The sequence below is a fragment of the Paenibacillus xylanexedens genome (assembly GCF_001908275.1).
In the GTDB taxonomy this organism is placed as follows: Bacteria; Bacillota; Bacilli; order Paenibacillales; family Paenibacillaceae; genus Paenibacillus; species Paenibacillus xylanexedens_A.
On the sequence record NZ_CP018620.1, the window covers coordinates 4561927 to 4585435 of the forward strand.

The 23509-nt window shown below is 49.3% G+C and carries 7 protein-coding genes and 3 pseudogenes; all 10 read left to right on the top strand.

Annotation, left to right across the window (positions count from 1 at the left end):
- Positions 1–49: 49 nt before the first annotated feature.
- The 10 genes and pseudogenes from BS614_RS20030 (at position 50) to BS614_RS20065 (ending at position 23431) form a co-directional block, all read left to right on the top strand.
- Positions 50–11101, top strand: a complete 11052-nt coding sequence (locus BS614_RS20030; protein ID WP_074095295.1) for an SDR family NAD(P)-dependent oxidoreductase — start codon at positions 50–52, stop codon at positions 11099–11101.
- 19 nt (positions 11102–11120) lie between these two features.
- Positions 11121–15998, top strand: a pseudogene (locus tag BS614_RS31560) (SDR family NAD(P)-dependent oxidoreductase); the annotation flags it as partial.
- A gap of 282 nt (positions 15999–16280) precedes the next feature.
- Positions 16281–17894 (top strand): annotated as a pseudogene (locus BS614_RS32605) (type I polyketide synthase); the annotation flags it as partial.
- Positions 17895–18380: 486 nt separating this feature from the next.
- Positions 18381–18572, top strand: a pseudogene (locus BS614_RS32610) (phosphopantetheine-binding protein); the annotation flags it as partial.
- 103 nt (positions 18573–18675) lie between these two features.
- The gene (locus tag BS614_RS20040; protein ID WP_084174635.1) at positions 18676–19191 is read left to right on the top strand and encodes an isoprenylcysteine carboxylmethyltransferase family protein; all 516 of its coding nucleotides are present in this window, start codon (positions 18676–18678) and stop codon (positions 19189–19191) included.
- Positions 19192–19244: 53 nt separating this feature from the next.
- A complete protein-coding gene (locus tag BS614_RS20045; protein WP_074095298.1) occupies positions 19245–20444 on the top strand; it encodes a cytochrome P450 in 1200 nt (399 codons plus the stop codon).
- 145 nt (positions 20445–20589) lie between these two features.
- Positions 20590–21117 carry an antiterminator LoaP gene (gene loaP, locus BS614_RS20050; RefSeq protein ID WP_074095299.1) on the top strand — a complete coding sequence of 176 codons (528 nt, stop codon included), beginning with the start codon at positions 20590–20592 and terminating at the stop codon, positions 21115–21117.
- A gap of 382 nt (positions 21118–21499) precedes the next feature.
- The gene (locus BS614_RS20055) at positions 21500–22717 is read left to right on the top strand and encodes a DNA polymerase IV (protein ID WP_074096923.1); all 1218 of its coding nucleotides are present in this window, start codon (positions 21500–21502) and stop codon (positions 22715–22717) included.
- The gene (locus tag BS614_RS20060) at positions 22714–23061 is read left to right on the top strand and encodes a YolD-like family protein (protein WP_074095300.1); all 348 of its coding nucleotides are present in this window, start codon (positions 22714–22716) and stop codon (positions 23059–23061) included. Before BS614_RS20055 ends, BS614_RS20060 begins: the two co-directional genes overlap by 4 nt.
- A gap of 31 nt (positions 23062–23092) precedes the next feature.
- Positions 23093–23431 carry a YhjD family protein gene (locus tag BS614_RS20065; protein WP_157116139.1) on the top strand — a complete coding sequence of 113 codons (339 nt, stop codon included), beginning with the start codon at positions 23093–23095 and terminating at the stop codon, positions 23429–23431.
- Positions 23432–23509: the final 78 nt, after the last annotated feature.

A 23509-nucleotide genomic window follows, 5' to 3' on the forward strand; every position in this document is an offset into this window, starting at 1 on the left:
TTTCAACAATTCTATCGATTGACGTTTTTCTTTTAAGGAGGTGATCGCTTTGGAAGACCAACTGTCCACATTGTATCGAAAGATTCAGCAAGGAAAGCTCAGCGATCAACAGGCAGCGGAGCAGCTGCAAAGGCTGTTGTCCGAATCTGGAGAACAGGAGTCGAGCTTGAGAGAGACGCTCCATGAAGAGAAAGAGGACGACACCAGCGAAAAAGCCATTCGTTATGTCAAAAAAATACTGTCCTCCAGCCTTATGCTGCCGGAACGACAGATCGATGCACATGCGCCTCTGGAGAACTATGGCATTGATTCCGTGATGGTGATGAAATTGACGGATCAATTGGAACAGCAATTTGGTCCGCTGTCCAAGACATTGTTCTATGAATACCAAAATATAGCGGAGCTTGCCGGGTATTTCATGAGCCATCACCGGGAACGACTAGAGCAGCTCACAGGGGTGCAGGCGAAAAGCAATTCAGACGTACAACTCCGTAACTCAGAGCTTGAGTCCAGCACAATACGGAAATCTGAAAGCCCAAATTCGTTCAATAAGCGGCAGCCGTCTGCTGGCTCACGGAGAAAAATTCCAGCAGCGACTAGCGCAGGCGGAGAATCGATCAGCGAAGAACATGTGCACAGCAAATCTCTGGACATCGCCATCATTGGCATGTCTGGACGATATCCGAAGTCTAGTAATCTGGCGCAGTTCTGGGAGAATTTGAAACACGGGAAGGACTGCATCACCGAAATACCGGAAGATCGCTGGGATTACCGGATTCATACCGAGATGAATGGCAGCAAAGGAAAACATTCTGGAAAATGGGGCGGATTTTTGGATGGAGTGGATCGTTTTGATCCACTCTTTTTTCAGATTTCTCCGAAGGAAGCTGAACGAATTGATCCACAGGAGCGACTGTTTCTGGAATGTGTTTACGAGACACTTCAGGATGCGGGATATACCCGCGAACAGGCCGCAGGTCCAGATGCACCCCCGGATCAGATCGGGAATGTCGGTGTGTTCGCAGGAGTTATGTATCAGGAGTATCAGTTGTATGGCGCTGAAGCCAGGATTGCGGGTAAAGAGCCCTTTGCATTAAACGGTAACCCGGCTTCCATTGCCAATCGTGTCTCGTACTTTTGTAATTTTCATGGGCCCAGCATGGTGATAGATACCATGTGTTCCTCGTCACTCACGGCTATTCATCTGGCCTGTCAGAGTCTGAGTAAAAAAGAATGCCAAACCGCAATCGCCGGAGGTGTCAATGTATCTGTTCACCCCAATAAATATGTGATGTTAACACAGGGGCAATTCCTCTCTTCGAAAGGTCGCTGCGAAAGCTTTGGTGAAGGCGGTGACGGTTACGTCCCCGGAGAAGGTGTAGGGGCAGTGATGCTCAAACCTTTAGGCCGTGCGATAGCTGACGGTGATCATATCTATGGCGTCATTAAAGGAACTGCTGTTAACCACGGCGGCAAAACGAACGGTTATACGGTTCCCAATCCCGCCAGACAGGCGGAGGTTATTGAAACAGCTGTCGCGGAGGCAGGAATCGACATTGCGGACATCAGCTATATCGAAGCTCACGGGACAGGCACCTCGCTGGGAGATCCCATCGAAATTACAGGGTTAACCCAGGCATTTAGGAAAGGTAATGCAGCGGACAACAAATGTGCCATTGGCTCAGCCAAATCGAATATTGGTCATTGCGAAAGTGCAGCAGGCATTGCAGGCCTGACCAAGGTCCTTTTGCAGATGCAGCATCGGCAGCTGGTTCCTTCCATTCATGCGGACCCGCCTAATCCACACATTCAGTTCGACAAGACACCTTTTACAGTGCAGAAGCAATTAAGTGACTGGGACAGAATAACGATTGATTCGGGAGACTCTACACGGGAAGTCCCGCGGATTGCGGGAATCTCCTCATTTGGTGCCGGAGGTTCCAATGCCCATATCATTGTGCAGGAGTATTGTCCCGAACAGTCAGATATGTTGCTGGCTGAGCAGGATAAACCAGCTAAACAGCAGGCTCTTATCGTTTTGTCAGCCCGGAATGAAGAGCAGCTTCGTGAATTGTGTGAACGCATGTTAACGGCTCTGCGATCCAATCGATATCAAGAGGAACAATTGGCGAGCATCGCTTATACGCTGCAAACCGGACGTGAGATGATGAACATGCGCCTTGGCATCGTGACGGGTTCGCTACAGGAACTGAGCTCGAAACTGGAAAGCTACTGTTCGGGAGATCAGGATATGGACGACATGTATGTGGGATATGCAGGTGATGCACAACAGCCGCTATCCATACTCTCAACCGATGCAGACATGAGCCATACCCTAATGAACTGGATTACCAAACGCAAGTTCGGAAAATTGCTGGAGTTTTGGGTGAAAGGCCTGAATGTGGACTGGAACTTGCTCCATAACGGATTCAGGCACTGCAAGATCAGTCTGCCTACGTATCCATTTGCCAAAGAACGGCATTGGATACCTGGTGAACCTTCTGTGGAGTTCCAGATGAAGGGAAAGTCTTCCCATAACGGATACTCCGGTCATATTCCTTTTATTCATCCACTGCTTCATGAGAATAAGTCCAACTTGTCGGAGCAAAAATACGTGACGGTTCTGACCGGCCAGGAATTTTACCTGAATGATCATCGGATCGGACAAGAGCGGATTCTACCCGGTGCGGCCTACCTTGAAATGGCGCACGCTGCAGTCAGCGATGCTCTAGGCGAGCAGCAAGGAGAGAATGTTGCAGTTTTCTTGAAAAACCATGTTTGGATGCGTCCTCTTGTTGTCAGGGAGACTCCGGTGTCTCTGCATATTCGATTACAAGCTTCATTAGAGGAGCAGCCTATTCAATATGAATTGTACAGTGAGATGTCTGCGGATGGATCGAGCGAAAATAGGGTGCACAGCAGCGGTTATGCCAGCATCGTTTCACTGGAACCCGAGCTTGTAGCAGCAATGGCGATTGATCCGGACGAGATAAAAGCACGTTGCAACACCAAACGATTAACTGCGGATCAATGCTACAAAATTTACGAACAAGGTGGTCTCAACTATGGACTCGCCCATCGGTTGTTGGTTGAGTTAAACGTGGGAGAAGACGAGGTGTTAGGACAGCTTCGCCTGCCTTCTATACTAAAACATGAAATGCAATCCTATGTACTGCATCCGGCCATCCTGGACGGGGCATTACAATCCGCGATCGGGCTGTGGATGGAGGACAAGGAGGGAAGAGAAGGAAAAGAGCTGGAAAACGCAAATGCTATGCTGCCCATTCCCTACGCCATGGATGAAATTCAGGTTCTGGGCCCCTGCACTGAAGAAATGTGGGCTCATGTGCGTTACAGTTCTGATTCCGTTTCATCCGCTGCGGATACCATGCCTAAGCTGAATATTGATTTGTTCTCCAGTACCGGGGTTCCATGTGTTCTTATTCAGGGACTTAGTTGCAGAGCATTGAAGAACGGTACAGTCCCGGGGGATGTCTCGGGGGATGAGCTGCATGGGCGGGAAACGGCCATGTTGGTACCTCGTTGGGAAGAAACCGCCGCTGTCCTTAAGAATTGGAACCACCCTTATGACAGGCATATCGTAATGCTGGCTGAACCTTGGGCCGAACTGGCGGAGGAAATAAAGGAAAGACCGAAGCGAGAGCAAATACCAACCGAGATCGTAGCGCTTGGAACCGAAAAGGTTGCTGACATTCACAACGTTGGTGCAAGCTCCAAACGTTTTGCATCTGCTTCTACCCAAGTACTCCACGTACTTCAACAACTGGTGAGCAGTCCATCCAACGCTGAGAATGTGCTTATTCAGCTGCTGTACAGCCGTGAAGATCATTTTCAGCTGTATAGCGGATTAACAGGATTGCTGCGAACGGCGGCACTGGAAAATCCCCGAATTCATGTTCAGTTCATTGAAGATAGGGAAGAGGGAGAGGGATATTCAGAATCGAAGAGCCGGCCTCGAGAACCGCGTAACGCCAAGCGTGCTGCCGAACTCATAAAGGCCAACCGGGAGTCTGAGGATGTATATATCGGCTACGACGGCCCACAACGACAAGTGCTTCACTGGAAAGCCCTTCATCTGCCTGCTGAGACGGATGCCATGCCTTGGAAGAATGGCGGGGTGTACCTTATTACAGGAGGGGCTGGTGGCCTTGGCCATATTTTTGCCCGTGAGATTGCCTCTAAGGTTGTCAACGCAACGCTGATTTTGACAGGCAGATCGGACATATCAGCGAATCAGGAGCAAGCGTGGGAACCCCTGAAAACAAATGGTACCACGATCATCTATCGCCAAGGGGATATATCCCGGGAAAAAGATACATCGGAGCTTGTTGCTTATATTCAGCATAGCTTCGGCCGTCTGGATGGAATCATCCATAGCGCAGGTTTAACGGAAGATCAGTACATTTTGAACAAAACAAAAGCCGAAATGGAGAAGGTGCTGGCTCCGAAAGTTGCTGGCACCTTTCATTTGGATGAAGCAACCCGGGCGATGAAGCTGGACTTTTTTATCCTGTTCTCTTCCATGTCGGGTGTATATGGAAATCCGGGCCAATGCGATTACGCTGCGGCCAACGGATATATGGGCAGCTATGCACAGTATCGTCATCAGTTAATGCATGCCGGTAAACGGCAAGGAAGGACCCTGGCCATCCACTGGCCGTTATGGAAAGATGGCGGCATGCATTTAAGCCCTGCTGAAGAGAAGGGATTATGGGAAAGTACGGGAATGCGTCCACTGGATCTTGAAGCAGGTATTACGCTGCTGTACAGAGCTTTTCAGTCCACAGAATGTGAAATCGTTGGAGTACAAGGGGACATTCCGAAGCTGATTTCCAGCCTGGAGGCACGTTGGAATATGAACCGTACAACGCGGGATACCCCATTCGTATCAGAAGCAGATGCCATGTCTGTGCTGCAAAAATTGGCTGCGGAACTGCTTGGTGTGGGACCAGATGAGATTAGCCGCGAAGCGGATTGGCTTGAATGCGGGCTGGACCAGCCTCAATTAACGCTCTTGGCCCAAAGGTTGAACGAGCAATGTGGGCTGGATCTGAGTCATGTTTTATTTGTGGAATATCCAACGCTGCAATCGGCTTCGGCATTTCTGAGCCAGCGATATCCAAACGCTTTCCCGTCAGCGCCGTTAGCTCCCGAGAGTGAATCATTACCGCGTACAAGTCAAACCAGCCTGCCAACGGATCGTTTGACGAAGCAAGCGCAGACCACAGCAGCAGATAATATACTGGCGGAAGCATTGGATACTTTTCTGAAAAAGGCCTTGTCATCGGTACTCAAAGTGCCTGCAGATCAGATTGTAAGCTACGCCCGACTGGAAGAGTATGGTATAGACTCGATTAGCATTACCCAATTGACGGATCAGCTCGAGGGTACTTTCGGGCCATTGTCCAAAACACTGCTTTTTGAATATCAGACCCTCAAAGATTTGAGTGGATATCTGATCAAGACCCACCGCAATATCGTCAATCGCCTGATTTCGGTTCCTGCGCAGCCACATGAAGAACGTAAGGAACGTTCGGAGAAGTCTAAGACTGCCCGATCCGGCCTGCAACACCCTTCATTTCGTGCATTCCAGCGTCCAGCTCAGCGCCCCTCGGCGCCAGCAGATGCTCAAGTGCGCTCACTTGCCAAGGATATCGCCATTATTGGCCTGTCCGGACGTTATCCCCAGGCGGACGATCTGGAACAATTTTGGGAGAACTTGATGCAAGGCAGGGACAGTGTCACTGAAATTCCGTTGGATCGCTGGGATTACAGGCTACATATGCACCATGCGGACCCTAATTCACCGAAGCCTGGCAGCAAGTGGGGAGGCTTCCTCCAGGGCGTGGATCGTTTTGATCCCTTGTTTTTCCATATCTCGCCCAGAGAAGCACAGATGATGGACCCGCAGGAGCGGCTGTTCCTGGAAACGGCGTATGAAGCGATTGAAGATGCAGGGTATACACCGGAGGGGCTCGCTTCTGCAACCGGAGATACTTGGGGAAACAGGGTTGGTGTGTACGTTGGAGTCATGTACGAGGAATACCAGCTGTACGCCGCCCAGGCTCAGGCCAAAGGAGATTCCTCCATTGCTTTAAGTGGCAATCCGGCATCCATCGCCAACCGAATATCGTATTATTGCAATTTCAATGGGCCAAGCATGGCTGTTGAAACGATGTGTTCCTCTTCCTTGACCGCGATTCATCTGGCCTGTCAGAGTCTTGTATTGAAGGAATGCGAAGTGGCGGTGGCGGGTGGTGTCAACGTATCGATTCATCCAAATAAGTATATTTTACTGAACCAAGGTGGCTTCCTTTCAAGTGAAGGCCGATGCAAAAGCTTTGGTGCACAAGGGGACGGCTATGTTCCTGGTGAGGGTGTCGGAGCAGTCATTCTCAAGCCGCTCAACAAGGCAATGGAAGACGGAGATCATATCTACGGGGTTATTAAAGGCAGCGCACTGAATCACGGTGGAAAAACGAATGGATATACCGTACCCAATCCGGCAGCACAGTCATGTGTCATAGGGAGAGCCATTGCTGAGGCGGACATCTCCGCCGATACCATTACCTATGTGGAGGCTCACGGGACAGGTACATCGCTTGGTGATCCGATTGAGGTTGCCGGTCTGAGCAAAGCGTTTGCAGAGTCCACGGACCAGCAGCAGTTTTGCGCTCTCGGGTCGGTAAAATCCAATATCGGCCACGCCGAAAGTGCGGCGGGTATTGCCGGACTGACCAAAATTTTGCTTCAGCTGAAACATGGGCAACTGGTGCCCTCTCTGCATTCAGACCCGGCCAATCCGCATATCAACTTTGCGCAGACCCCGTTTCGTGTACAGCGGGATGCTGAAGCATGGAAGCCGTTGCAGCGGATGGAAAACGGCAAACGTGTCCAGATTCCCCGCAGGGCGGGCTTGTCTTCATTTGGTGCGGGTGGTTCCAATGCCCACCTGATCATTGAAGAGGCAGATTACCATCCATATGAGGGGGTAACGTTCAACGAAGCAATAAGAGGAGGAGCTGTCATCATTGTGCTCTCGGCGCGAACCCGATCCGCTCTCAGGGAACGAGCCAGACGTTTGCTCACTGCTGTGGATGAGAAGCATCTCACCGGAGGAGCAGAGGAAGAACCGGAACGTTTGCTGGAGCGCTTGGCATTTACGCTTCAAACCGGAAGACAGGAGATGGAAGAGCGCCTCGGATTCGTAGTGCGATCCGTTCAGGAGTTGAAGGAACGTCTTCAACTTTTCCTGGGAAATGAGAACACGAACGAGCCGGTAGACGGAATAGACGGAATGTACCTCGGAAATGTCAAATCCTATCAGGCTGTGCAGGCAGCAATTGCCATGGATGAGCATTTTGGCGAAGTCGTGAGCCGTTGGTTAAATGAAGGCCTTTACGGCAAAGTGCTGGATCTGTGGGTGAAAGGCATCAAAGCGGATTGGAGTGTTCTATACTCCACAGGACAGCCTCGTCGAATTAGTCTGCCTGGCTATCCGTTTGAGCGCGAGCGCTGCTGGTTTGAATTGCCTGAGGAAGCGGTTATCCGTGAACATGTGGATGGTCTCAACTCTCCCGTATCTGCTGGAATTCAGAAAGCAGCACCGGAGCGCCAAATGACTGCTTATCACAAAGACTGGCAGTTTGCGGACATTGCACCCATCTCCGAGGAAAGCGATACTGTTGGAATGATTCTGATCCTTGCCAATCGGGATTCAGCGGCCCTTGCTGCGAGATTGACAAAATATTTTAAACATACGGTGGTTTTGAATGAAGAACAATTGGATGATCCGGGACGCCATTGGCTCCAAGATGAGGAACGGTTGGAGCATGGACTGACAGGTTTGATTGATCTGACAGCATGCATGAGGCAAACCACTGTTGATGATGCTTACGAAGAACAGATCGGGCCGGGATGGTTGCAGCTTGTGCAGGACGTCATTGAAATCCATGGTCATGAGGGGATGTTGCTGTTATTGGTGACTTGTGGCTTGGAGTCGTTCCGTAATTCGAAAGTGAATCTGGCCCACGCCTCTCGTGCGGGTCTGTTCCGCATGCTGCAATCCGAATACCGAAGCATCCAATCCAGACATCTGGATGTCGATCCGTCGGCCTCGGAAGAGGCTAAGATTGATTGCATTACAACAGAGTTCCGGCAAACAGATCGGGAACCGGAGATATGCTACCGTGATGGCAAACGCTGGCGTTCCTATATGCGTGAGTTGCCTTATGGGACGGGTATGAACAAAGATGTTATGGAATCTTGGATCGATCCGGAACGACCTTTCCTGGAAGCAAATCAGGTGTTGTGGATTACCGGGGGTACCCGCGGCCTTGGAATGGCATGTGCCCGCCATTTCGTGAAGCATCACAACGTGAAGCGGCTGTTGCTGACTGGACGGGAAGCCATACCACAGCGGGAGGAATGGGACGCATATGCAAGCCATGACACTGCGACGGGCGCCAAAATCAGATCCCTGTTGGAACTCGAACAACTGGGGGCCGAGGTGCTTGTTACAGATATCCCACTTACAAACGAGAACGCCATTCAGGCAGAACTGGCCAGAGTTAAGCGCTCAATGGGTCCTATTGGAGGGGTTATTCATTGTGCTGGCAACGTGGATACTGCCAATCCGGCTTTTATTCGCAAGGAGGCAGATGCCATGCAGCGGGTGCTTGATCCAAAAACAGGCGGGGTGCATACGTTGTTTCATGCGTTCAGGCATGAGCCACTGCGCTTTTTTGTGCTGTTTTCCTCCGTGTCCTCAGCGATGCCTTCACTGGGAGCAGGGCAGAGCGATTATGTGATGGCTAACGCGTATATGGACTATTTTGCCGAAGCCGCATCCCGGGGAAGTGCCATCTCTCCATTCCCGGTCATCAGTATCCAGTGGCCAAGCTGGCAGGAATCCGGTTTTGGTGCGGTCACTAGCGAAGTATATCGCCAGAGCGGTCTTCTCAGCATCACCGATGCGGAAGGAATGTTATGGCTGGATCGGATTATTCGGGAAAACAGGGGACCAGTAATTCTGCCGGCTGTAGTTGCATCGCAGACTGTACACAAGGGAGGGCAACAAACGGAGCATCAGGCAGAGGCATCGTTAGGTGAATCACAGCAGGTATCCATTCCGTTAATTCCACGCCCGGTGGAGCGGATGACCGCAAGCTTCACGGAGGAGCTGGAGTACAGGACACTGGCGTGGCTTAAGGCTTTGATGGCAAAAGAACTAAGATTGGATGAATCCCGGCTGGATGAAGATACCCCTTTTCAGCATTACGGAATGGATTCGATCCTGCTTGTCCAGATTCTGACGGTGATGGACCGAGAGCTGCAGCATGTTGCAACAGACCCTTCGCTGCTGCTTGAACACCCAACACTGCGCCAATTAGCAAAACATCTGGTTCGGATCTATCCCGAATCTTTGACTGACCTGTTGATGGAACCCAACTCTAAGTTGGCGGAAAATTCGACTGGAAAACCTTCCGATGTTCGTTCAATGACTTCCACTCCTCCTGTGCAACATGCTGAACCAGGTATGGATGGTCACATCGGACTGATCCAACCGAATGATGCTGCGGATGAAGCACAAGAAAAACCAGCGAAGCTGGAACAATCCAAGAAGCGGGATAAAATCGCAATTGTTGGCGTCGCCTGTCATTTTCCTGATGCCGAGAATCCGGCGCAATTCTGGTCCAATCTGCAAAAGGGCAAAGATAGCATGACCGAGATCCCGGCGGAACGCTTGAGGTTGACAGGCAGCAGCACCAATAGGACTTCCGCTTCCAGCAAGCGCATTGGGGCGTTCATTCGGGACATTGAACAGTTTGATCCGGCATTTTTCCGAATTACAGATACGCTGGCAGAACAGCTCGATCCGCTCCAGCGCCAACTGCTGGAAGTGAGCGTGGAGGCCGCCGCAGACGCAGGATACAGCCGGGAACGTTTATGGAATTCGCAGACCGGCGTATTTGTTGGCTCCAGAGCGAGCAACTTTTCATCCAAGCTGGGAGGCAACACCAAAGATACAATCGTTGGCATCGGCCAAAACTTTATCGCTGCACATCTGTCCCATTTTTATAATCTGAAAGGTCCCAACATGGTGGTGGATACCGCTTGTTCCAGTTCACTTACCGCAGTTCATCTTGCTGTACGAAGTCTGCTGGATGGGGAATGCGATCTCGCTTTTGCGGGCGGTGTGGACATTCTGCTTGATGATGCACCCTACGAGATGCTTGGAGCTGCCAGCGTATTATCTCCGGATTCTCGTTGCAAAACGTTCAGTGCGGACGCAAACGGCATCGGACTGGGTGAAGGTTGCGGCGTTGTATTGCTTAAACCGTTATCGCAAGCCATCGCCGATCAGGACACGATCTATGGGGTCATCGATGGCACCTCCATCAATAACGATGGTCAAACGATGGGCATTACCACACCTAACCCGGAAGCCCAGCAGGAATTGCTGGAAAAAGCGATTTTAAATGCAGGCATTCATCCTTCCACCATCAGCTATATTGAGACACATGGAACAGGGACACTAATTGGTGATCCCATCGAGCTTAAGGCTTTGACAGGTGTTTTTGCAAAATATACAAATCAACGCCAGTTTTGCGGCGTAGGCAGTGTCAAAAGTAATATCGGGCATCTGCTGAGCGCATCGGGCATTGCCAGCCTGATCAAGGTGTTGCTCTCGCTTGCTCACCGCGAGCTTCCGCCGACGATTCACTGCGACCAGCCCAATCCGCGATTCCAGTTCGGGGAATCTCCTTTTTATATCGTACAGCAGCACCAGCCGTGGGGAAGTGGTCCAAGCGACATACTGCGAGCAGGCATTAGTGCATTCGGACTTGGAGGCAACAACGCACACGTTATTGTAAGCAATGAAGGTATTCCTTCCGAACGCATGGTGAGCCTGCCGCTTCGTTTCCCTGATTCACCTTTTCAACGCAAGTATTGCTGGCCACCCGTCAAGGCAACGGAATCGGTGGAGGCATCGTCCAATGTTTCAGCTGCGTCGTCGATGCAACAGCTACCGGAGCATTCGGAGCAATCGAGCTTTTTTGATTTCATCAAGCTATGAGAAGGGAGTGACGCGGATCATGACATTGCCTGCAACCGAATCATTTTTACAGCGATTGCGCCACAGCGACTATTTCGTGAGAGATCATCGTGTTCACGGCGTCTGCACCCTTCCAGGTGTGGTGCTGCTGGATATGGTGTACCGACTGAGCGGCAGCCATCTGCGTACAACCTCCATTGAACTTCGGGATATCGTGTTTATACAGCCGATTGTCACTTCGACCGATTTTGATGTGGATATCATGCTGACGTTGTCCATGAAGATGGATGAGGGTCAGGTCACCATCCATAGCCGCAAAGTACCTAAAGACGGTGAGCCGCCTTCATCTGATGTGCTGAATATGGAATGCAAGCTGTATTTGCTCAACGGGAAGGGAGCTGTACAACCTGTACAAGCTTTAAAGCCTACACACCTGTTACCTTCCAAAGACACAGACGGGCTTCAGACGTGGGATATGGATCAGATCTATCAACTCGCCCGACAGGCGGATATACAGCATTTTTCTTTTATGAAAAACAACGGAGATGTCTACAGACAAGACCAAATGGAGTGGATGGATATCCGGCTTAGCAGCCTGGCCGAGCAGTATCTGGACAAGTTCCACGCTCATGTGGCCCTGTTGGACGGGGCGACCTTTGCCGGGTCGTCCTTCCGCCTGGGAAAGGTCGGCGGTCTGGATGAAGAAGTTCCGCCATACATTCCGTTCATGATTGAACGATTTGTTATATACGACCGTTTTCCAGCTGAGATTCGTACGTTTACTGAACAAACACCAAGTGATCTTTCCGGTGGGGATATCATCTCCCGCAGCATTGCTGTTACAGATCGAGAGGGCAGATTGCTTGCGGAGTTTGTACATTTGAAGGCAAAAAGAGTTCGCCATGCCGCATCCATTACCGGGCTGACAAACACGATGACAACTGGACGCAACGACAAACCAACTTCTGAACCGGCAATAGCTGAAAGTTCCGAATGGGCAAAGACAACTGCAATGTCTGCGGGCTCCCAAGACCAGATCCGAACCATGATTTCGAGTTATGTGAAAGCTGAAATCGCACGCATGCTGCACATTTTACCTGAGGCAGTGGATGAGCGGACAGGCTTCTATGAGCAGGGACTAGATTCCATGCACCTGCTTGAGCTGGTGAAACGGCTGGAAAACCGGGTGAACATGGAACTTTATCCAACGCTGCTGTTTGAGCACTCTTCCGTGCAGGCGTTGACCGAATACCTGCACACCCATTGTTCCGACGCCTGGAATGAGGCAGCAGCGGTGTCGGAACGTGTGAACTTGAATACGGCTCCGTCCCAAAGCAGTCATTCGACTGATGAACAACCTGCAACGCATTCGGAAATACCAGCAACAGCCAGAGAAATCGAGGGAAATGGAGAACCTGTGTGTTATGAACCTAAATGGATTGAAACACAGGATATCTATGAGGCTGAATCTGCCCGACACACGATAGCAGATGGAAAAATGCCTCAGTCCGATCTCACCCCGTACCGGATCGTTGTTCTCTATGGCAACTATCCGGCTTTTGCTGCCAAGATGGAGCTTCAGTCTGACGTATACGAGGTTCATCAATTGCCTGATCATTTGTCCATGGACGCTGATCTGTACCGCCAGAAGGTAACCGCGTTATACGGAATGATCCAGGCAAAAGCAATTCACCCAAATGCGGGCAGACGAATCGTTCTTCAAGTGCTGTCGGATTCCCGTGACACGGGAGGATACATTCACGGATTTGAAGGTCTGGTAAAAACAGCCGCGATGGAGCTTCCAGCCTTTGGGGCTCAATTAATCAGAATGGATCTGCATGAAAGCTCCATGAATGAGACCTTGATTCGTCAGCTTCGGCTCGAAGCCGAAAACATCTCATCAGGGTCCGCTTTCTGCATATGGTACAAAGGAGACTCCCTTCAGCGGCATGTTCGCAAGCTGGTGGAGATACCTGTTCCGGGGCCCGCATTGGAAAAAACCTATAAGCCTGACGGAATCTATCTTATTACCGGCGGCATGGGCGGTCTGGGGTATGCGCTGGCCATGCATCTTTCCCGTAAATGCAGATGCAAGCTGGTTCTTATCGGACGTTCTCCGCTGAGTGAGAACATTCAGCGCAAACTGAATCCGCTGCGCATCAACGGTGCAGAAGCCATGTATATTCAGGCCGATACAACCGTTCTAGCCGAGATGAAGCAGGCTATCCTGCAGATTCGGGATCAGTATGGCGAAATCACGGGGGTATTTCACTGTGCTGGAACTGCCAAAGATCAGTTGATGCTGCAAAAGCCTTTGTCCGACCTGGAGCAGGTGTTAAAGCCCAAAATAGATGGACTCTGGAATCTGGAGCAGGCCTTAAATGATCTAAGGCCGGAGTTCACGGTTGCGTTTTCCTCCCTGTCAGCCATTGTAGGCAACAAAGGGCAGGCTGATTACGCTGTGGCCAACAGCTGTATGGACAGACTTTTGGTGAATCATCAGGAGAGAGGTGGAACAGAAGGAGCAATTCCACGCCAGGTTACGATTAACTGGCCGTTATGGGCAGATGGCGGCATGCAAGTGAATGATCATATTCGGAGCAGCATGTATACGTCCTCAGGTTCAATGCCGCTACCACTGGCTGAGGGCATAGCGCTTATTGACCGGATTATTGCACAGGATGTTTCGCAGGTTGTACTTGTATACGGGAATAAATCCCGCATTCAGTCCGTTATGGGAGACGACATGGCCATTCATTTGCCGCCGCCATCTGATCCGGAAGATATTGCTGTCATTGGCATGGCGGGAAGGTATCCCTCGGCAAACAACATGGACGAATTGGCCCGGATATTGAAGGAGGGACGAGATTGTATCACGCCCATGCCGGATGAACGCTGGGCGGGGCTGCATCTTACGTATTCCGCTTCTGAATATTACCCGGCTGGCGGATTTCTGGACATGATCGATGACTTTGACCCGGCCTTCTTCCAAATCTCGCCGCTTCAAGCCGAAAGGATGGACCCACAGGCACGTTTGTTTTTGCAAGCGGCCTGGACAGCCTGTGAGGATGCAGGCTTTGCTATTGAACGTGACAAGCATCATGATGCATCAGCAGCCAAGCGGAATGTCGGTGTATTTGCTGGCGTGTTCTGGAACCATTATGAACTGCTTGGCGCAGCCATGACGCAGCAAGGCATTCCTACAGCCATGGGTAGCAATGCTTCAGCCATCGCCAATCTGGTTTCTTACCACCTGAATTTCCATGGTCCATCCATCGCTGTAGACAGTATGTGTTCATCCTCCCTGACAGCAATACATTTGGCCTGCGAGAGCATTCGACATGGACAGAGCCATTATGCCATAGCAGGGGGTGTGAATCTGGTCACCCATCCCCATAAGTATGTATTTCTGAAACAGGCCAAGTTTTTGTCATCGGACGGAAAATGTCGCAGCTTTGGCAAGGATGGGGACGGCTATGTGCCAAGTGAAGGGGTAGGCGCTGTCCTGCTCACAACGGTGGCTGAAGCCCGCAAGCAAGGTTATCCGGTCTATGGCGTCATTAAGGGTTCGGCTCTGAATCATGCTGGCAAAACATCCGGAACGACGGTGCCAGATCCAGTGGCCCAATCGGAAGTCATTACAGATGCACTCGCGGCAGCAGACGTTGAGCCAGGAACCATCGGATATATCGAAGCCCACGGAACCGGAACGTCACTGGGTGACCCTATTGAAATTCAGGGGCTGGAGCGAGCCTTTCGAAACAGCCGCAATCCGGGCCAAAACTGTGCTGTCGGTTCCCTAAAGTCCAACATTGGACATCTAGAGGCAGCGGCAGGCGTCGCCGGGCTAAGCAAGCTTATCCTGCAAATAAAGCACAGGGAGCTGTTTCCTTCGCTGCATGCTGAGGAGCTGAACCCGCTGATTCCGTTTGAGAATACCTGCTTCCACGTGCAGCGGACAAGCGAGCGTTGGGAGCGCCGTCATGGAAAACAGAATGGGCGCTATGCGGAGTGGCCTGTTCGTGCCGGGTTGAGTTCTTTTGGCGCAAGCGGAAGCAATGCACATCTGATCGTAGAGGAATATATTCCAACTGCCGTCTCATGGACAGATCGTTCTCCATTAGATGCGTATTCCGATGAAGCGGAATCTTCAGGGAATGGTGAAGTGGTTCTTCCGATCTCGGCCAGAACACAGGAAAGATTGATCGAATACGCTCGCCAAGTTCGTTTTTATTTGGAGAACAGGGGTCTGTCTGAGCGCCTAATAGATATCGCCTACACGTTTCAGCTTGGAAGAACGGACATGAAATACAGGGTTGCTTGGACGGGCAGCAGCCACAGTGAACTGGTGGAACAGATCGATCAGTTCCTGAAAGGCCAGTCATCATTACAACAACATTACAGTGAAACACCTTATGAAATGCCTTCAATGAAAGATCATTCTTCACTCGAGAGGCTTCATCAATGGGCTACATTGTGGGAGCAGGGACAGACAGTGGACTGGACAGCTTTGTATGATGATCTTCAGAAGAAGCCAACTATTGTTCGTGTACCCACGTATCCTTTTGCCAGAAATCGTTACTGGATTCAGGCTGAAGATCAATCACTTGGAGAAACAACGAGGGAAAAGGGATCGCAATTGAACCGTGCGGAAACATCCTCTTCCGAAGTTGAAGGCGCGGGCATCGTTCAGCATATGAATGAAAAATCCAACCCTGTTACGGGATCTGCAATGACGCCTTCGTCTCAGGGAAATCAGGGGAAAGAACAGGTTCTATCCTTATTATCCCAAACGGTGTCTTCCCTGTTAAAAGTCAGTATCTACGATTTGGACAGTGATACGGAATGGGCAGAATACGGTTTTGATTCCATTCTGTTCACAGAGCTCGCGGATCGGTTGAATCGCGACCATGGATTGGGTTTGACACCCGCCATCTTTTTTGAGCATGGCACTATTCGCGAGTTGGCAGCTCATCTGCTGCAAGGTCATCCCACTAAGTGGAAACAGCCTTCTGGCGGCAGAACGGCACCTCAACCCGAATCGCTGAATGATATGTCTCATTCTGTGCCAGGAGCATCCGAAAGGGGAGAACCGCTGCAAACTTCATTGCGGTCAACGGCTTTAGAAGAGGAGAAACACACATCTGCCGGTTCCCATACAGGTACAGCCAGCCAGCTTAATTCGGGTTCAGACCAGCTGTCTTCTCCCGAGCCAATAGCCATTGTGGGTATTAGCGCCAAGTTTCCGATGGCCGATAACGTGGAGCAATTTTGGCATAATCTGCTTGATGGCAAAGACTGCATTTCGGAGATTCCAGAGGAACGCTGGCGCTGGCAGGATTATATGGGTGATCCGCTTAGAGAGAAAGGCAAAACCAACGTAAAACATGCGGGATTTATAAGCGGAATCAGTGAGTTCGATCCATTGTTTTTTGGCATTTCTCCCAAGGAAGCCCTGCACATGGACCCGCAACAGCGCTTGCTGATGATGCATGTGTGGAAAGTGATTGAAGATGCAGGTTATGCACCCTCAGACCTGTCAGGGTCCGCCATGGGACTGTTCATTGGCACAGGCAGCAGCGGATATAATGTCATGCTGGCCCAGTCGAATGAAGCAGTCGAGGCATACTCCGTCACAGCCACCGTTCCTTCGGTCGGCCCTAATCGGATGAGCTACACACTGAACATACACGGTCCTAGCCAGCCTGTCGAAACGTCCTGCTCCAGCTCCCTGGTTGCCATTCATCGGGCCGTTCAAGCCATTCGAAATGGGGATTGCGAGACGGCTGTAGCCGGTGGTGTAAATACGATCCTGTCCGTGGATGCTCATATCAGTCTGACCAAAGCGGGCATGCTTAGCGCGGACGGGCGTAGCAAAACCTTTTCAAGCGAGGCAAACGGTTACGGCCGTGGAGAAGGGGTTGGAATGATTTTTCTGAAGAAATTGAGTGATGCTCAGCGCGACTATGACCACATTTACGGCTTGATCCGTGGTAGCGGTGAAAATCACGGCGGAAAGGCAGGCTCACTTACTGCTCCCAACCCTAAGGCACAAACAGCGCTGCTGAAATCCGTGTATGCTCGGGCGGGAATTGATCCTTCCACTATAAATTATATTGAAGCACATGGCACAGGCACACCACTTGGTGATCCAATTGAGATCAATGCGCTCAAGACAGTATTTCAGGAAACGAGGGCAGGCTTATCACCCACAGGGCAGACTTCCACTTCAGGACAGTCAACCCCATACTGTGGCGTCGGCTCTGTCAAAACAAATATCGGTCATCTGGAGCTTGCTTCCGGCATTGCTGGAATAATTAAGGTATTGTTGCAGATGAAACACCGCAAGCTTGTCCCCAACCTGCATGCAGAGCAGCTCAGTCCGTATGTCCAGCTTGAGCACAGCCCGTTCTATGTTGTCAGACAGAAGCAGGAATGGGAGAGAATCAAAGACAGCAATGGCAACGAAATGCCCCGTAGGGCAGGAGTGAGCTCTTTTGGTTTTGGGGGTTCCAATGCCCACGTTATTCTGGAGGAATATATACCACCACGACAGCATGATGAGGTGACCAGTTCTGAATCCGAGTTGGCTCCTGTTGCAATCGTGCTATCGGCCAAAAGCAAGGAGCGGCTCAGGGAACAAATGATCCAGTTGTCGGCTGTCCTGCTTCGCAATGAGGAGGAGGAGGGTACTTCTCAACAGCTTCGCCGCATTGCCTGTACACTTCAGACAGGAAGACAAGCGATGGAATACCGTGCAGGCTTCATAGCCGCATCAATTACAGAGCTAAAATCCTTGCTGGACGGTTACGTTCAGGACACGCACCTGTGGACCGATTCGGATGAATCCGTGCATGCGCAGCGTTCATCGGAATCTGCGAAAGGTCACAAGCTCCATCTCGGCTCCATTGCTGCTCACAAACGGACAGCAGCACTGTTCAGAGAGGATGAAGAACTCGGCGAAGCGCTGCAAAAATGGATTATACGTCGCAAATACAATAAATTGCTTGAACTGTGGGTGCAGGGTGTAGAGATCCAGTGGGAGCTGTTATATACAGAGGATCGTCCAGAGCGGATATCCCTTCCAACCTATCCGTTCACACCCGAGAAATACTGGGTTGGAATGAAGAGTACTGTGACGGAGGATTCATTTGAAGCAAGTAACGAAGAGATGGAAACCGTACCCGTTGCCAAAGCTGAAGTTATCGGATCAACAGCCCCGAATCCTTCGGTTGAAAGTGATGTCAGAAGCATTATTGCAGCTCTGCTGGGGATCCCACCAGACGACATGGACGAGCATCGTTTGCTGGAAGATTACGGAATGGACTCTGTGCTGGCGCTTCAGCTTCTTCATCATCTCCAGGCCCGGATTTCCTCTGAAATTGGTATGGAGGATCTGAATAAATGCCATACCTTGCAGGACGTCATCAGCGTTTCCCTGAACCCAATCCATCCAGAACACCAGAGGAAACTGGTACCGGACACACCCTGATTAGTACCAAGTTGAATAAAGTTCCAGCGAGAAAGTCTCGGCGAGGAAATGCATGTAATCCATACTTACCAATATAAAAAGCGAGAAGAAGGAGCGGATCACCATGTGGATTGGATTTTTGTTAATTATCATCTCACTCATTCGTATACCATCGGTTGTTATTGCCATGCGTAACGAGAAAAAGATCGTTGCAGGAGGCGGCACCGAGTACGGCAACCTGAACAGCAAAGTGTTATTTGTGCTGCAAAACCTGATTTATCTGAGCTGCATTGTATACGCCTTTATTTACGATGTGCAGTTTAATGTGTTGACCGTAATTGGTCTTGTCGTGTATGTGTTTGCCCTTTGCTGTCTTATCTATGTTATTCGCAAACTCAGCCCTTTTTGGACATACAAGCTATACATTGCCAGAGACCACAAACTGGTGCAAAGCTCGCTATTCCGGCTGGTGCGCCATCCCAATTATTACCTGAACATTATTCCCGAGCTTATCGGTTTTGCGCTGATTTCTCAAGCCTGGCCTGTATTTGTGCCTTTGTTTATCCTTCATCTCATTACACTGTTCAACCGGATTAATCTGGAGGAAAAAGTGATGAAACAAACGTTCACTCAGTACTAGGCAAACGGGCTGCATCCCCTCTGCACATATGGATATAAAGGAGAGCGATTGGCATGAATATCAAGGAAAGAAGCAGTTTTCCCGATTTGAACTTGGTTACAGGTTTTAAGACCAACGCGGAGAAATATGAGCCATTTGCATGGTACAAAAAAATGCGGCAGGAAGATCCGGTTCATTATAACAAAGCCGAGGATGTCTGGAGTGTATTCAAATACGAGGATGTCAAACGGGTTGCTGAGGATAAGGAATACTTCTCCAACAAGGTGCTCGCTCCACCGATTATTCAGGATACGATCATTTTTCAGGATCAACCCAAGCATACCATCGGCCGCGCGCTGTTAGCCAGAGCATTCACACCAAAAGCGATGTCCTCCTGGGCGTCCAGAATTGATACGATTGTCCAGGAGCTGATGGAATCGATCGAAGGACGCATCGAAATAGATATGGTGCAGGATTTTGCCTCCCCGCTGCCGATGATTGTTATTTCCGAGTTGCTCGGAGTTCCTACAAGCGACCGCGAGCAATTCCGGGACTGGGCAAACACACTGACGCTGGCTCCCCAGGAGAATACGCCCGAAGAATATATGCGCATTTATCAGCTCCAGGCACAGGCGAGTACACAGCTTGTGGCCTATTTTCAGGACATCATTGAACTGAAACGCCGTAATCCAGCAGATGATATCATATCTGACCTGACACAGGCGGAGGAAGATGGGGAAAAGCTGTCTCCCGAGTCGCTGATTGCAAGCTGTGTCATGCTGCTTATCGCAGGAAATGAAACCACCACCAGTCTCATCACCAACTCCATCTATACATTCAATGATTATAAGCTGGTTAAGGAACTGGCGCAGCATCCGCAAATGATCCCATCCGCTGTCGAGGAGATGTTGCGTTACCGCTCACCTTTGCAGCGCGCGATTCGCAAAGTGCTCAAACGCACAGAGATTGGTGGCAAAGTACTGGAGCCCGGCGACTATGTTGTTAATTGGATCGGTTCGGCGAACCGGGATGAGAACATATTTGAAGAGGGCGATAAGTTCATTCTTGGCAGAAAGAATAACCCCCATTTGGCTCTGGGTAAAGGCATCCATTTTTGCATGGGCTCCCACCTAGCCAGAATGGAAGCCAAAGCGGCGCTGACAGCGATGCTGACTACCTATCCGGGGCTTCAAGTGCATCCCGAATATGAAGTCGACGTCAACCCCAGCAATGTATACGGGCTGAAAAATTTATCCATTCAGCTTCAAGACTGATCAATCTGTTAGGTGAAAAGACGTAAAAAGTGCCTGGGGTGAACCGTGACCCTAGGCACTTTTTATTTACTTAAATGTAATTTATTATAATAGTACATAATGAATGGGTTTTGATTTGTCCATAAAAAAGATCATGGGAGGATCTATGAACTGGTACAGCTTTTTTGTACAGAGTGGGAAAGAAGAAGAAATTAAACTTTTTATGGATCGATTTTATGCGCTACAGCACTTGAGTTGTCTAGTACCCAAACGAATGATTCCGGAACGAAAGCAGGGAAAGACTCGTCATTGCACCAAAGTATTGTTTCCAGGCTATATTTTTATCCAAACCGGACAGATTCAAGATTTATATTACAACATCAAAAAAACGCCATATATTTTGTATATGGTCAATGGCGGCATTCACAAGCATGATCAGGCTGCCAATTTTTTCACTCCGATTCCCAAAGAACAGATGGACTGGCTCATCCAGCTATGCGGTGTCAACGGAACAATGGGATACTCGGATATCATTCTCGGCGGGAACCAAATCAAAGTAACGTCCGGACCACTCCTCGGCAAAGAAGCGATGATACGGAAAATTGATAAACGCAAGTCAAGGGCCAAAATTGAGGTGCAGTTGCTGAACGAGGTCAAATTGATCGATGTTGGCATCAATGTCTTACTTGCTTGAGTTAACTGGATGAGCATTGGTAGGAGATTGCAGGGAAGAGGAGTAAGGAAATCGGTGTCCCTCAATGGAATGCTAAACAGTTGAGGCATAATAAAGTATATTTTTGAAACCGTTGATCTGATACATGATCAACGGTTTTTTTGATTTATTGACAAGAATATGGTATGTGAAATGTCAGGGGGACAAGAACATGTACAGATTGCCGGAATGGGCAAGAACATGGTTTTATTGTCGATTTGATAAATGTATATCGTAGAGAAGTAGTAGCCTAATATAAATATTTACCTCTTGCATAAAGAACATACGTTCGGTTTATAATATACAAACATACGTTCTTAAATGTACAGGAGTGATTTCAGTGTTGACTAAGCAACGAACCATTATGCTCATTGATATGCAGAGCTTTTATGCTTCAGTTGAAAAGGTAAAAATGCCTCAATACAAAAATAGACCATTAGCTGTCGCTGGAGACCCCGCAAGACGTTCTGGAATTATTCTTGCCGCTTGTCCACTAGCCAAAGCGAAGGGTGTATCTACCGCGGAACCACTTTGGCAGTCTCTTCAGAAGTGCCCTGAACTGATCATTGTGAGACCACACATGCAAGAATACATCGAAGTATCCACTCAAATCATGTCCATTATTGAGGAGTTCACCGATCTGGTCGAACCGTACAGTATAGACGAATTATTCGCTGATTTTACAGGGTCTATGCATCTATTCGGTAATGATCCAGTCGATTTGGCCAAGCAAATTCAAGACAAAATCTATAATGAAACAGGCGTTTACGCGAGAGCTGGCATTGGTGAAAACAAAATCATCAGTAAATTATGCTGCGATATGATCGCTAAAAAAGCAGAGGGGGGCATTTTCCACTTAAAAAAAGAGGAGTTACACCTCCACATTGGAGATAAGCCCATCCGCGATATGTGGGGGATAGGCTCCAGAATGGAAAAACATCTGTGGAAGATGGGCATCCGAACCATTAGAGACTTAGCAAATACACCTCTTTCTAAACTAAGAAATAAGTGGGGGGTTAATGGAGAAGTCATCTGGCGAGTCGCAAATGGAATCGACAATTCGCCAGTAACCGTCAACACGCACAGTACACAAAAAGATATCGGAAACGGAATGACCCTGCCTAGAGATTTCACAGAGGCTTGGGAGATCGAAATGGTTGTTCTCGATATCTGCACTGAAGTATGCAGAAGAGCCCGTAAAAAGGGACTGATGGGTAGTGTCATATCCGTAAGTGTGTCTGGAGCGGATTTTGACCACCCCACTGGTTTTCACAGGCAGGTTAAACTGTCTGATCCTACAAACATAACCGTTGATGTATGCAAGATAGCCAAACGCATATTTCATCAATACTGGGATGGGCAACCTGTGCGCCGTGTAGGCGTATCCCTGTCTCAATTATCCAACGCGGATACATATCAACTATCTTTTTTTGATGATCAAGAGCAGAAACGAGCCATTGATCAGGTGATGGACGACATTAAGGATCGATTTGGCGACATTGCCATTCTACGAGCGAGCTCCATTACGGCTGCCGGTCAAGCGATAGATAGGGCATCTAAAATCGGGGGGCATTATAAATGAGCAAAAAACTGGAGGCCAATGGATTATGGGAATCGAGCCGCATGATGCTTCCACAACATAAAGAACGAATTATACAGCATCGTACTCAAATTCATTATCAAGCGAAACCGCTGATCCATGAAGATGAGTGGGAGATTATTGCTCAACATATAGACATGTCGCTCAATTATACGTTGCAAGCCACCTTTGAAGTGTTTCATGAGTGGGGCAATCGGTATATACACGGGATCGTCACTTCAGTCAGTACCTTCGGAAAGAAAATCAAAATTGAATTGGAGAATGGATTTGAATGGGTCGATTTTGATCAATTGGTCGCTGTAAAATTGGAAGAAGGAGGCGTGTAAAGTGCGACAGACTTTCGAGGAAATTTCACTCGTGAAGAGAGTGGTAGAGCTCCCTTATCTTTTAGGTGCTCTGGAGGTAGATAAGCATAAAATATACGCTTCAAACTTCAAAATGAAATCTGTGTATGTTGACTACTTGGACGGTACCCAAAAGAAAATTGCTTTAGAAATGTACAAATCGAAACAATGGCTAAAGGAACATCATATTAAAATCATAGATGAAGTGAGATCTGAGCTGAGTTTAACGGTAGATTATTCGGTGAGAGGTTACATTCATAAAATGACATTATTATGGAGCAAAGTGAAAGTGGATGTAACCTTAATGCTTACCGAACATATGAACGTTGATATCACAGAATTGTCCACATGAACATAGAAAATAAGAGTCTAACTCATGGATGCGGCAAACCTATCTAATAAAAAGGTGCCTACTTTTCAAGTAGCATGA

Coding starts and splice junctions, on each gene's coding strand:
- loaP (WP_074095299.1), top strand. CDS start 20,590: ATGAACTGGTACAGCTTTTTTGTACAGAGTGGGAAAGAAGAAGAAATT.
- BS614_RS20040 (WP_084174635.1), top strand. CDS start 18,676: ATGTGGATTGGATTTTTGTTAATTATCATCTCACTCATTCGTATACCA.
- BS614_RS20045 (WP_074095298.1), top strand. CDS start 19,245: ATGAATATCAAGGAAAGAAGCAGTTTTCCCGATTTGAACTTGGTTACA.
- BS614_RS20060 (WP_074095300.1), top strand. CDS start 22,714: ATGAGCAAAAAACTGGAGGCCAATGGATTATGGGAATCGAGCCGCATG.
- BS614_RS20055 (WP_074096923.1), top strand. CDS start 21,500: ATGCTCATTGATATGCAGAGCTTTTATGCTTCAGTTGAAAAGGTAAAA.